Source organism: Pseudomonas paracarnis, assembly GCF_904063055.1.
Lineage (GTDB): Bacteria > Pseudomonadota > Gammaproteobacteria > Pseudomonadales > Pseudomonadaceae > Aquipseudomonas > Aquipseudomonas paracarnis.
Genome location: NZ_CAJFCN010000007.1, coordinates 86897 through 99262, shown reverse-complemented (window position 1 = coordinate 99262; position 12366 = coordinate 86897). Strand labels below are relative to the sequence as shown.

10 protein-coding genes are annotated in these 12366 nt (G+C 60.4%); 9 read left to right on the top strand and 1 reads right to left on the bottom strand.

The genetic code is table 11. From position 1 onward, the window contains the following. Positions 1-81 precede the first annotated feature (81 nt). Positions 82-1992, bottom strand: coding sequence for a sigma-54-dependent Fis family transcriptional regulator (locus JMV15_RS16565; protein WP_014720101.1), 1911 nt, complete (start codon positions 1990-1992; stop codon positions 82-84). A 272-nt stretch (positions 1993-2264) separates the two neighbouring features. Between JMV15_RS16565 and exaC the strand changes: the two genes are divergently transcribed. From exaC to JMV15_RS16520, 9 genes are all read left to right on the top strand, one after another. Next, entirely contained in the window at positions 2265-3785 is a 1521-nt protein-coding gene (gene exaC, locus JMV15_RS16560) for an acetaldehyde dehydrogenase ExaC (protein WP_005791797.1), read from the top strand. Between the two features lie 216 nt (positions 3786-4001). After that, the gene (eat, locus tag JMV15_RS16555; RefSeq protein WP_003194515.1) at positions 4002-5435 is read left to right on the top strand and encodes an ethanolamine permease; all 1434 of its coding nucleotides are present in this window, start codon (positions 4002-4004) and stop codon (positions 5433-5435) included. A gap of 63 nt (positions 5436-5498) precedes the next feature. Continuing rightward, positions 5499-6893: an ethanolamine ammonia-lyase subunit EutB gene (locus JMV15_RS16550; RefSeq protein ID WP_201491790.1), complete on the top strand. Its 1395-nt coding sequence runs from the start codon at positions 5499-5501 to the stop codon at positions 6891-6893. After that, on the top strand, positions 6890-7726 hold the full coding sequence (eutC, locus tag JMV15_RS16545) for an ethanolamine ammonia-lyase subunit EutC (protein WP_019818775.1): 837 nt from the start codon (positions 6890-6892) through the stop codon (positions 7724-7726). Before JMV15_RS16550 ends, eutC begins: the two co-directional genes overlap by 4 nt. A gap of 89 nt (positions 7727-7815) precedes the next feature. Continuing rightward, complete coding sequence (locus JMV15_RS16540) at positions 7816-8274, top strand: GNAT family N-acetyltransferase (RefSeq protein WP_014720105.1); 459 nt, start codon at positions 7816-7818, stop codon at positions 8272-8274. Positions 8275-9057: 783 nt separating this feature from the next. Then, positions 9058-9714, top strand: a complete 657-nt coding sequence (locus JMV15_RS16535; protein WP_003194521.1) for a DedA family protein — start codon at positions 9058-9060, stop codon at positions 9712-9714. A gap of 6 nt (positions 9715-9720) precedes the next feature. Then, positions 9721-10536 carry a M90 family metallopeptidase gene (locus tag JMV15_RS16530; protein WP_014720106.1) on the top strand — a complete coding sequence of 272 codons (816 nt, stop codon included), beginning with the start codon at positions 9721-9723 and terminating at the stop codon, positions 10534-10536. Between the two features lie 109 nt (positions 10537-10645). Next, positions 10646-11173: an inorganic diphosphatase gene (ppa, locus tag JMV15_RS16525; RefSeq protein ID WP_003176323.1), complete on the top strand. Its 528-nt coding sequence runs from the start codon at positions 10646-10648 to the stop codon at positions 11171-11173. 211 nt (positions 11174-11384) lie between these two features. Continuing rightward, entirely contained in the window at positions 11385-12155 is a 771-nt protein-coding gene (locus JMV15_RS16520) for a LexA family transcriptional regulator (RefSeq protein ID WP_014720107.1), read from the top strand. Positions 12156-12366: the final 211 nt, after the last annotated feature.

Genomic DNA, 12366 nt, shown 5'->3' with positions numbered 1-12366 from the left:
AGCGATAAAAAACCTTAAATGACGTGGGACAAAAACGAGTCGTCCGCAATAACGGAGTTATTCCGACAACTGTCGCGCGCCCTAATGCATGGCGCCCCGTGAAATACCATGTTTGCGTAACTTGCGATACAGCGTATTGCGACTGACGCCCAACTGTTCCGCCACATGGCTCATATGCCAGCGCTGCTGCGCCAACGCATCGAGTAATGCCTGGCGCTCGGCGCTCTCCAGTGGCAAAGCGTACGGCGCATCCGCCCTTGCCCCTTGCGGCCGCGCCTGGCGAATCAGCGCCGGCAAGTCTTCAAGACCGACTCGCCCGCCCTCACAGAGTGCCACCACCGTGCGCAACACAGTACGCATCTGCCGCAGGTTGCCGGGCCAGTGGAATGCCAACAAGGCCTGGCGCGTCGACTCGTCGAGCATCACCTGCTCGGTGCCTGCTTCCTGCGCCAAGAGGAAATCCAACAGTTGCGACTTGTCACTGCGCTCGCGCAACGGCGGGAGGGCGACTTCCAAGCCGTTCAAGCGGTAATACAGGTCTTCACGAAAGCTGCCATCGGCCACCCGTTCCAGCAAATTGCGGTGCGTGGCGCTGATGATGCGCACGTTCACGGCTTGGGGTTCGCCGCCGATAGGCACCACCAGGCGATCCTCCAGCACCCTTAACAGGCGGGTTTGTAACGCCAGGGGCATGTCGCCGATTTCGTCGAGAAACAGCGTGCCACCATCGGCCTGTTGCAGCTTGCCGCGCATGCCTTCTTTAAGGGCGCCGGTGAAACTGCCGGCGCGATAGCCAAACAGTTCGCTCTCGATCAGGTTTTCTGGAATCGCCGCACAGTTCAGCGCGATAAAGGCCTTGTCGCCCCGCTGGCTGCCCTGATGCACGGCCTTGGCGAAGGCTTCTTTACCGCAGCCGGTTTCGCCGTTGATCAGCAAGGGCACATCGCGCTCGAACACTCGCGAGGCCTTGCGCAGCTCATTTTGCAACGCCGGGTCGCCCAGGCAGATACCCAATGGGCGTGACGCCTGTGGCTTGATGATAGGGGCCGGCGCACTGCGCGGCTGGCCTCGCAGCGCTGCGAATAAAGGCCGACCATCGCGGGTGCGCAGCGGCCAACTGGCCGTGGCATTTGCGCTGGCCCGCCCCAGCAACTGATCCAGGGAGCAGTCGAAAAACGCTTCCACCGGCTGGCCCACCAAGCCGCCGCGCAACTGCCCCAACAGGTTCAGGGCGCTCTGGTTGACCGCACAAATGTGCCCTTCGCCATCAAACGCCAGCAAGCCTTCGCTGAATAACCCGACCGACTCGGCCTGCAGGTGAAAACGCAACAGCCAGTGGTGTTCGAAGTGGCGCAGGAAGTAGCAACTTTCGATCATCTTGGCCGACAGGTTCACCAGCGCCATGGTGTGGAACTGGCTTTGGCGCGACACGGCTTCGCGGGCCGAGGACACATCCAGCACCGCCAGCAATTCACCATGAGGATCGAACACCGGGCTGGCCGAACAGGTCAGCCCGGTATGACGGCCGCGAAAATGCTCGTCACGGTGGATCGTCAACGACTGCCGCTCTACCAGGCAGGTGCCGATGCCGTTAGTGCCTTCGCAGGCTTCGCTCCAGTCAGCGCCCAACCATAAACCGGCGCGCTCGAAAATCTTGCGCTCCGACGGCGCGGTGACACAGTTGAGGATCACCCCGCGCGCATCGGTGAGCAGCACCGCATGGCCGGCACCGGAAAGTTGCTGGTGCAGGCTATTCATCTCGCTGCCGGCGATGTGCAGCACCTGGCGCAGGCGTTCGCGACTTTCCAGCAGGCGCCCGTGTTCAAGCACGGTAGGCGCGATGGTCAGCGCCGGGTCGAGGTGGTAGTCCTCCACGCAGCGCAGCCAGGAGCGGGCGATGGACGGGTCGCTGCCCGGCCCCTGGGAAAGCTCTTGGCCACGGGTGACGGTCAGGACTTGCTGGGCATGGCGGCTGAAATGATCGTTATGCATGTTCTTATTATTCTCCCTGCGTGAGAACGCCCAGCATCCCCCAGCCATTGGGCCTTTGCAATCCCGGCCCGACCCACCGGTCACAGGCTGTACCGCTTATGGCACAAACTGTCACCACGCCTGTACCACACCTGTCACGGCACCGCCTTGCGAAAAAGCCCAACCCATTGATTTTGTTGGCCCGCACAGCAGTGGCCCAACCTTTGCTCTACGCTTTATAACGCGCTTGCCGCGCTGTACTCCAATAAACATAAAAGCAGGAGATGCTCACCATGCGTTATGCACACCCCGGTACTGAAGGCGCCATCGTTTCGTTCAAGGCCAAATACGGCAACTACATCGGCGGCGAATTCGTGGCGCCAGTCGATGGCAACTATTTCTCCAACACCTCGCCGGTCAACGGCAAGCCGATAGCCGACTTCCCGCGTTCCACCGCCAAAGACATCGACAAGGCGCTGGACGCCGCCCACGCCGCTGCGGACGCCTGGGGCAAAACCTCGGCCCAGGACCGTTCGCTGGTGCTGCTGAAAATCGCCGATCGCATCGAGCAAAACCTCGAACTGCTGGCCATCACCGAAACCTGGGACAACGGCAAGGCCGTGCGTGAAACCCTTAACGCCGACATCCCCCTGGCTGCCGACCACTTCCGCTACTTCGCCGGCTGCATCCGCGCCCAGGAAGGCAGCAGCGCCGAAATCAATGAACTCACCGCCGCCTACCACTTCCACGAGCCGCTGGGCGTGGTCGGCCAGATCATCCCGTGGAACTTCCCGCTGCTGATGGCCGCCTGGAAACTCGCCCCAGCCCTGGCCGCCGGTAACTGCGTGGTGCTCAAGCCCGCCGAGCAAACGCCGCTGGGCATCAGCGTGCTGATGGAGCTGATCGGCGACCTGCTGCCACCGGGCGTGCTGAACGTGGTGCACGGTTTCGGCAAGGAAGCCGGCGAAGCCCTTGCCACCAGCAAGCGCATCGCCAAGATCGCCTTCACCGGCTCAACGCCTGTGGGCTCGCACATCATGCATGCGGCGGCCGAGAACATCATTCCGTCTACGGTGGAGTTGGGCGGCAAGTCGCCGAACATCTTCTTCGCCGACATCATGAAAGCGGAACCTGCATTTATCGAAAAAGCCGCCGAAGGCCTGGTGCTGGCGTTCTTCAACCAGGGCGAAGTGTGCACCTGCCCTTCCCGTGCTCTGGTGGAAGAGTCGATCTACGACGACTTCATGAAAGTGGTGATGAAAAAGGTCGAGTCGATCAAGCGTGGCGACCCGCTGGATACCGACACCATGGTCGGCGCCCAAGCGTCCGAGCAGCAGTTCGACAAGATCCTGTCTTACCTGGAAATCGCCAAGGGCGAAGGCGCGCAATTGCTCACGGGCGGCAAGGTGGAGAAGCTCACCGGCGACCTGGCCACCGGTTATTACATTCAGCCGACCCTGCTCAAGGGCACCAACGACATGCGCGTATTCCAGGAAGAAATCTTCGGCCCGGTGGTGAGCATCACCACTTTCAAGGATGAAGCCGAAGCCCTGGCGATTGCCAACGACACCGAGTTCGGCCTGGGCGCTGGCCTGTGGACCCGCGATATCAACCGCGCCTACCGCATGGGCCGGGCGATCAAGGCTGGCCGCGTGTGGACCAACTGCTACCACCTGTACCCGGCGCATGCCGCGTTTGGCGGTTACAAGAAGTCTGGCGTGGGCCGTGAAACCCACAAGATGATGCTGGATCACTACCAGCAGACCAAGAACTTGCTGGTGAGCTACGACATTAATCCGTTGGGCTTTTTCTAACTCAGCCTTATAGCAAGCAACCAGTTCCCAACTTGAAATGCAATCAAGTGTGGGAGCTGGCTTGCCTGCGATAACGATGTATCAGCCAAATAAGGGGTAGCAGACAGGCCGCTATCGCAGGCAAGCCAGCTCCCACATTTGATATCACACGCAATTGCTACCTCGTTCGGCACACAGACGCCGAGTCAAAAACAATAAGAATGGAAGGTACTTCCCATGCCTAGCGAACCCACTGGTTCTTCTGTCGACTTCGAAAAAGTCGGTACCGATTATTTTCAACAACGCGAACTGAAAAAAGGCGCCGCCGGCTGGGTACTACTGGTTGGCCTTGGCGTCGCTTATGTTATTTCCGGCGATTACGCCGGCTGGAACTTCGGCCTGGCCCAGGGCGGCTGGGGTGGCATGTTCCTCGCCACCTTGCTGATGGCCACCATGTACCTGTGCATGTGCTTTTCCCTGGCCGAGTTGTCGTCCATGATCCCCACTGCTGGCGGTGGCTATGGTTTTGCCCGCAGCGCTTTTGGCCCTTGGGGCGGGTTCCTCACCGGTACTGCCATCCTTATCGAATACGCCATCGCGCCCGCCGCCATCGCGGTGTTTATCGGCGCCTATTGCGAGTCGTTGTTCGGCATTGGTGGCTGGATGATCTACCTGGCGTTCTACATCATCTTTATCGGCATCCACATCTTTGGTGTGGGCGAAGCCTTGAAGCTGATGTTCGTGATCACCGCTGTCGCCGCGATTGCCCTGGGCGTGTTCCTGGTGTCGATGGTGCCGCACTTCAACGTCGCCAACCTGCTGGATATACCCGTGACCGAGGCCAAGGGCGCCAGCAGCTTCCTGCCGTTCGGCTACGTCGGCGTGTGGGCCGCGATCCCTTATGCCATCTGGTTTTTCCTGGCGGTGGAAGGCGTGCCGCTGGCCGCTGAAGAAACCAAGAACCCCAAGCGCGACCTGCCGCGCGGGCTGATCGGCGCGATTGTGGTGCTGACCAGTTTTGCCCTGTTGATCCTGGTGATCGCGCCGGGCGGTGCGGGCACTTATGCGCTGATCAAATCCGGCAACCCGCTGGTTGAAGCCTTGGCGTTGTCCTACGGCGGTTCCACCTGGATGGGCAGCTTCGTCAACCTGGTCGGCCTGGCCGGTTTGATCGCGAGCTTTTTCTCGATCATCTACGCCTATTCGCGGCAGATCTTTGCCTTGTCCCGTGCCGGTTACCTGCCGCGCAAATTGTCCGAGACCAACAAGAGCAAGGCGCCAGTATTGGCACTGGTAATCCCCGGGATTATCGGCTTTGGCCTGTCGCTGACCGGCCAGGGTGACTTGCTGATCCTGGTGGCGGTGTTTGGCGCCACGATTTCCTACGTGTTGATGATGGCCGCCCACATCACCCTGCGCATCCGTCGCCCTAAAATGGAGCGGCCATACCGCACACCCGGTGGCATCTTCACCTCAGGCGTGGCACTGGTGCTGGCTTGCGTGGCCGTGGTGGCGGGCTTTCTGGTGGACCCGCGCGTGGTGATTGGCGCGGCGATCATCTATGGAGTATTAATTGCTTACTTTGCTTTCTACAGCCGGCATCACTTGGTAGCAGGCACGCCGGAAGAGGAATTCGCGGCGATCCAGGCCGCAGAGGCCGCCCTGCACTAACTGCCGAAAACCTCGACGCGGCGCCTTGCCCACAGCAGGCGCGCGTCATCAAGGAGACACTGTATGGCAAGCTTTTCCCACGCGGTGGGTGCTCAAACCTACCGCTTCGACAGCCTCAAGGGCGTGATGGCCAAGGCCAGCCCGGCACGCTCCGGGGACTTCCTCGCCGGTGTCGCCGCGCAGAATGACGGCGAACGTGTGGCGGCGCAGATGGCGCTGGCAAATATCCCGCTCAAGCACTTCCTGCAGGAAGCATTGATTCCTTATGAAAGCGATGAAGTCACCCGGCTGATCATCGACACCCACGATAAACAGGCGTTTGCAGCGGTCAGCCACCTCACTGTCGGCGGCCTGCGCGACTGGCTGCTCAGCGATGCGGCCGATGAACAGGCCCTACGCGCATTGGCGCCAGGGCTGACACCGGAAATGGCCGCGGCCGTGTCCAAGATCATGCGCGTGCAAGACCTGGTGCTGGTGGCGCAGAAGATCCGCGTGGTCACCCAGTTTCGCGGCACCCTGGGCCTGCGCGGGCGCTTGTCCACGCGCTTGCAGCCCAACCACCCCACCGACGAACCGGCCGGCATCGCCGCGAGCATTCTCGACGGGCTGCTGTACGGCAACGGCGACGCCATGATCGGCATCAACCCGGCCACCGACAGCATCGCCTCGATCTGCGCCATGCTCGAGATGCTGGACGCGATCATCCAGCGCTACGACATCCCCACCCAGGCCTGTGTGCTGACCCACGTCACCACCTCCATCGAAGCGATCAACCGCGGCGTACCGCTGGACCTGGTGTTTCAGTCGATTGCCGGTACCGAAGCGGCCAATGCCAGTTTCGGGATCAACCTGAACGTGCTGCAGGAAGGTTATGACGCGGGCTTGAGCCTCAAGCGCGGCACCCTGGGCCAGAATCTGATGTACTTCGAAACCGGCCAGGGCAGCGCTTTGTCGGCCAATGCGCACTTTGGCGTCGATCAGCAAACCTGTGAAACCCGTGCCTACGCCGTGGCCCGGCACTTCAAGCCGTTTCTGGTGAACACCGTGGTCGGCTTTATCGGCCCGGAGTACCTGTACAACGGCAAGCAGATTATCCGCGCCGGCCTTGAAGACCACTTCTGCGGCAAACTGCTCGGCGTGCCCATGGGTTGCGACATCTGCTACACCAACCACGCCGAAGCCGACCAGGACGACATGGACACCCTGCTGACCCTGCTCGGCGTGGCCGGCATCAACTTCATCATGGGCATCCCCGGCTCCGACGACATCATGCTCAACTACCAGACCACCTCGTTTCACGACGCCCTGTACGCCCGGCAAACATTGGGTTTAAAACCGGCGCCGGAGTTCGAGCAGTGGCTGGCGAAAATGGGCATCTTCACGCAGGCTGATGGCAAGGTGCATTTTGGCAATAGCTTGCCACCGGCCTTTCGTCACGCCTTGGCGCAATTGGGATGAAGGAGCCGACCGTGCAGCCAGAATTGCCTGACAACCCGTGGCTGGAACTGCGCCGCCTCACCCCGGCGCGTATTGCCCTGGGCCGCACCGGCACCAGCCTTCCCACCAGCGCCCAACTGGACTTCCAGTTTGCCCACGCCCAGGCGCGGGACGCGGTGCATTTGCCGTTCGATCACACCGGCCTCAGCCGCCAATTGGCCGAACGTGGCCGAGACAGCCTGTTGCTGCACAGCGCCGCCACAGACCGGCACATGTACCTGCAACGCCCGGACCTGGGGCGACGCTTGAGCGATGAGTCGGCGCAAACATTGCGCGACTACGCTTCGGCCCAGCCCGGCGGGGTGGACTTGGCCATCGTAGTAGCCGATGGCCTGTCGGCATTGGCGGTGCATAAGCACACAGCGCCGTTTCTGGCGCGCCTGGAAGAACAGACCCACGCCGAAGGCTGGTCCTTGTCACCGGTGATCCTGGTAGAGCAAGGCCGCGTGGCGGTAGCCGATGAAATCGGGCAGCTACTGGGCGCCAAGATGGTGGTGATCCTGATCGGCGAACGGCCGGGGCTCAGTTCGCCGGACAGCCTGGGCCTGTATTTCACCTACAACCCCAAGGTCGGCCTCACCGATGCCTATCGCAACTGCATCTCCAACGTGCGGCTGGAAGGCCTGAGTTATGGCATGGCGGCCCATCGCCTGCTGTACTTGATGCGCGAGGCGTGTCGCCGGCAGTTGTCGGGGGTTAATCTCAAGGATGAGGCACAGGTTCAGACCCTCGAATCGGACGACCCGGACCTGATGAAGGGCAATTTCCTGCTCAGCCCGCCCGATGACCGATAGCGGCAAGATTGCGCTTTTTGGCGTCATTAGGCAGCATCGAGTCACGGCCGCTCGTGTGGTCATACCCCATTTGGAAGTTGAGGCCTGGCATGCGGATTACTCAAGCGACCCTGGAACACCTGGACCTGTTGACCCCGTTGTTCGTCAAATACCGCGAGTTCTACGGGGCCCTGCCGTTCCCGGACTCGTCACGGGCCTTTTTGGAAAAGCGCCTGCGGCGCAAGGAGTCGGTGATCTACCTGGCCCTGGCCGACGATGATGACAAGCGGCTGCTGGGGTTTTGCCAGCTCTATCCGAGCTTTTCCTCACTGTCTCTCAAGCGGGTATGGATCCTCAACGACATCTATGTGGCCGAGGATGCGCGCCGGCAACTGGTGGCCGACAACCTGATGCGCACGGCCAAGAAAATGGCCAAGGACACCCACGCGGTAAGGTTGCGGGTATCGACCAGCAGCGATAACGACGTGGCGCAGAAGACCTATGAGTCGATTGGGTTTCGCGAAGACACCGAATTCAAAAACTACGTGTTGCCGATCAACGAAGACTGAAAACCGGTAAGCCAAACACCGCAATATCCTTGTGGGAGCTGGCTTGCCTGCGATGGCGGAGGGTCAGCCAATACTGTATCGGCTATCACAGCATAGGTATCTACCTGACCCTGTGACGGCCTGACAGCCGACCCTGTCCAAATGTGGGAGCTGGCTTGCCTGCGAAGACGGCCTGGCAGTCAACACAGTTGGATTGTGTACATATCCATTCCTGCGGTAATGGCCACCTAGGGTTCCGCCCTGACGGCGGGTCACTTTGGAAAAGAGCCCCAAAGTAACCAAAGGGCTCTTGCCCCACCACTCGGCACCTCGCCCAGGCTCGGTGTGCCCGTAATCCGCCAGTGATTTGGGGGGCCGCCGCCACGCGCCATCCATGGCGCGGGGCGGCTAAACCGGCATCCCTGCCGGTTTACCCCCCAAATCCCTGTCGAATTCCGGCCAGCGTGGTTTAACGGGGCGCTTAAGATCACAAGCAGATCAAGAGCAAGATCAAGAGCGACTCGCTTCGCATCGTGGTTACCGTTGAGCGTTACAGTGTTGTGTAGATACCAATGGCCATCGCAGGCAAGCCAGCTCCCACACTTGATCCGGCGACTCAGGCGAAGCCCAACCCCTTCACAATTTCGCGACACTCCCCGCTACAAAAGCCACACGCTTTTCACCTCTCAATCCGTATAATGCCGACCTTTCAGGGTTGTAAGAACCGCGACAATTACTTGTAGCCTTATTGCCTGAGCTTCCGCACAAGCCCGCTGAGTCGGGCTATTCACACAGGTGCCATCCATGGATTTCAACCCGCTCGACCTTATCCTGCATCTCGACGTTTACCTCGACATGCTGGTAACCAATTACGGTCCGTGGATCTACGCCATTCTGTTCCTGGTGATTTTTTGCGAAACCGGCCTGGTGGTCATGCCCTTCCTGCCGGGCGACTCCTTGCTGTTTATCGCCGGTGCCGTAGCGGCCGGCGGCGGTATGGACCCAGTCTTGCTGGCCGGCCTGCTGATGCTGGCGGCCATCCTCGGCGACAGCACCAACTATGTGATCGGACGAACGGCGGGCGAGCGCTTGTTCAGCAACCCGAACTCCAAGATCTTCCGCCGCGACTACCTGCAAAAGACCCACGACTTCTACGACAAGCACGGCGGCAAGACCGTGACGCTGGCGCGCTTCCTGCCGATCCTGCGTACCTTCGCGCCGTTCGTCGCGGGCGTGGCCAAGATGCCGTATCCACGCTTCTTCGGCTTCAGCGTACTGGGCACCATCCTGTGGGTCGGCGGCCTGGTGACCTTGGGTTACTTCTTCGGCAACGTGCCTTTTATCAAGAAGAACCTGTCGCTGCTGGTGGTGTTCATCATTCTGCTGTCCCTGGTGCCGATGATTATTGGCGTAGTGCGCAGCCGCTTTGGCCGCACGTCCTCCGAAGCCAACCCGCACTGATTGCCCGTGTGGTCCTTCAGCGCCTGGCGTCGCCGGCGCCTGCTGGCCAAGCACCCGATTGCCGATGACATCTGGCAACGGGTGCGCCACCACCTGACCTTCCTCGACGGCATCACGCCGGAGCAAGATCAGTGGCTACGCGAAGCCTGCGTGGTGTTCCTCAGCGAAAAACACCTCACCGCCCTGCCTGGCGTCGAACTGCACCAGGAACAACGCCTGCTGCTCGCCGCCCAGGCGCAACTGCCGCTGATGAACCTGGGCGACCTCGACTGGTACCAAGGCTTTCATGAGATCGTGCTGTACCCCGACGACTTCCTCAGCCCACAACGCCATCGCGATGCCAGCGGCGTCGAACACGAGTGGGACGGCGAACACAGCGGCGAAGCTTGGCAACAGGGCCCGGTGATCCTCGCCTGGCCCGGCGTGCTCGCCAGCGGCCAATGGGAAGGCTACAACCTGGTCATCCACGAACTAGCGCACAAGCTGGACATGCTCAACGGCGACGCCAACGGCCTGCCGCCGCTGCACCACGACATGCGCGTGCAGGATTGGGCCAGCGTCATGCAAGGCGCCTTCGATGACCTCAATCGCCAGTTGGACGCCAACCCGGACGCCGAGACCGAGATAGACCCTTACGCTGCGGAAAACCCGGCGGAGTTCTTTGCCGTCACCAGCGAGTATTTCTTCAGCGCCCCGGATTTACTGGTCAACAGTTATCCACAGGTGTACGCCCAACTCAGCCGCTTTTATCGCCAGGATCCCCTGGCCCGCCTGACTCAACTGCAAGCCAGCGACCTGCGCTACGCGCCACAGGGCGAATGACCGTACGACGCTTGGCGCATGGCATCGGCGTCAGAATATGCCTATAATCGCCGCCACTTTTAGGCCAATCCGGCCATGTCATATGGCCAACTAACGGGGGCAACGCCCAATGAGCTACAGCAAGATTCCGGCTGGCAAAGACCTGCCGAACGACATCTACGTCGCCATCGAAATTCCGGCCAACCACGCGCCGATCAAATACGAAATCGACAAAGACAGCGACTGCCTGTTCGTTGACCGTTTCATGGCCACCCCGATGTTCTACCCGGCCAACTACGGTTTTATCCCTAACACCCTGGCTGACGACGGTGACCCCCTCGACGTGCTGGTCGTGACCCCTTACCCGGTCACCCCAGGCTCGGTTATCCGCGCACGCCCAGTCGGCATCCTGAACATGACCGACGACGGCGGCGGCGATGCCAAAGTCATCGCAGTGCCACACGACAAGCTGTCCCAGCTGTACGTGGACGTGAAGGAATACACCGACCTGCCGCCACTGTTGCTGGAACAGATCAAGCACTTCTTCGAGAACTACAAAGACCTCGAAAAAGGCAAGTGGGTGAAGATCGACGGTTGGGGCAACGCAGACGCCGCCCGCGCCGAGATCATGAAGTCGGTTGCCGCCTACAAAGGCTGATACCCGCGCCTCATTGCCACGGCAATTAAAAAGCCCCGTTAATTCGGGGCTTTTTTATGGGCCGAATTAAACATCAAGTTCAATGTTTATTTGCAGCGTTTAACTAAGTTGCACACCTGAAAGATCCGGCCACAACTAAGCCAAATCCTACAACCGCAAATCAACGCATGGTTTATTTGATTAGACTTTCCGGCCAGTAAACTCTGCGTTTATGAATACATCAGGTGATCGTTTAAAAGCGCTATTACGGGAAGTTCATCTTTCCGCCTCCGACTTCGCCAAGAACCGCGGCGTCACGCCTCAGCACGTGAACAACTGGTTCAAACGCGGGGTCCCCATGGGCCGACTCAACGAGATCGCAGAGTTGCTGTGCGTCTCAAGTCGCTGGTTAAGCGACGGCAAAGGCCCCAAACACCCGCCCGCCAACTACCTGTTGGAAGGCCCCACCGCAAGGATTGCAACCGCCCGCGAAGACACAGGCAAATACCTCACAGGCCCCGCCTGCCGCCCGGAAAAAACCGACGTGGAGATCCCCCTCCACCCCACCTTCACCTCAACCGAACGCATCCGCGTCTCCCTGCACAGCCTGGAAACACTCAACGTAAACCCCGACCGTGCGATAGGCGCCTACATGGTCGACAACAGCATGATCGACATCATCCAACAAGGCGCCACCCTCGCCATCGACCGAGGCCGTACCCAAATCATCGACGGTGAAATCTACGCCGTCGAACACGACGGCATGCTGCGTATCAAATACCTCTACAACCGCCCTGGCGGCGGCCTGCGCCTGCGCAGCCACAACGCCAGCGAACACCCGGACGAATACCTCAACCACGAGGAACGCTTCGAGCAAAGCTTCAAGATCGTCGGCTGGGTATTCTGGTGGTCCACCCTCAACAACCGCCGCCCACCGGTGCCACTGGATGAACACCTGCTGGGCTGGGAAGGCTCTAAATCGGAACCGGAGGTGGGCAACTGAAGTGAATGTGGGTATCATGCGCCGCACATTTGGCAGGGGTCGCTTCTAGCTGACTCCCTGCTGGCGAAGCGGAGGAGTTCCCGCGGATGCCCTACTATTCAGCCCGACGCAATGTGGGCTGAGCGATTTGAAGGCTGGTGAGGCTTGTCAAAAACAAGCTGAGGCAGTCCCCGAGAAGCCGGCCACAAGCCGGCTTTTTAATGCCTGTAAA

Bases quoted from the DNA above. Each gene is read 5' to 3' on its own strand.
- JMV15_RS16565 (WP_014720101.1), bottom strand. From the start codon at position 1,992: ATGCATAACGATCATTTCAGCCGCCATGCCCAGCAAGTCCTGACCGTC.
- exaC (WP_005791797.1), top strand. From the start codon at position 2,265: ATGCGTTATGCACACCCCGGTACTGAAGGCGCCATCGTTTCGTTCAAG.
- eat (WP_003194515.1), top strand. From the start codon at position 4,002: ATGCCTAGCGAACCCACTGGTTCTTCTGTCGACTTCGAAAAAGTCGGT.
- JMV15_RS16550 (WP_201491790.1), top strand. From the start codon at position 5,499: ATGGCAAGCTTTTCCCACGCGGTGGGTGCTCAAACCTACCGCTTCGAC.
- eutC (WP_019818775.1), top strand. From the start codon at position 6,890: ATGAAGGAGCCGACCGTGCAGCCAGAATTGCCTGACAACCCGTGGCTG.
- JMV15_RS16540 (WP_014720105.1), top strand. From the start codon at position 7,816: ATGCGGATTACTCAAGCGACCCTGGAACACCTGGACCTGTTGACCCCG.
- JMV15_RS16535 (WP_003194521.1), top strand. From the start codon at position 9,058: ATGGATTTCAACCCGCTCGACCTTATCCTGCATCTCGACGTTTACCTC.
- ppa (WP_003176323.1), top strand. From the start codon at position 10,646: ATGAGCTACAGCAAGATTCCGGCTGGCAAAGACCTGCCGAACGACATC.
- JMV15_RS16520 (WP_014720107.1), top strand. From the start codon at position 11,385: ATGAATACATCAGGTGATCGTTTAAAAGCGCTATTACGGGAAGTTCAT.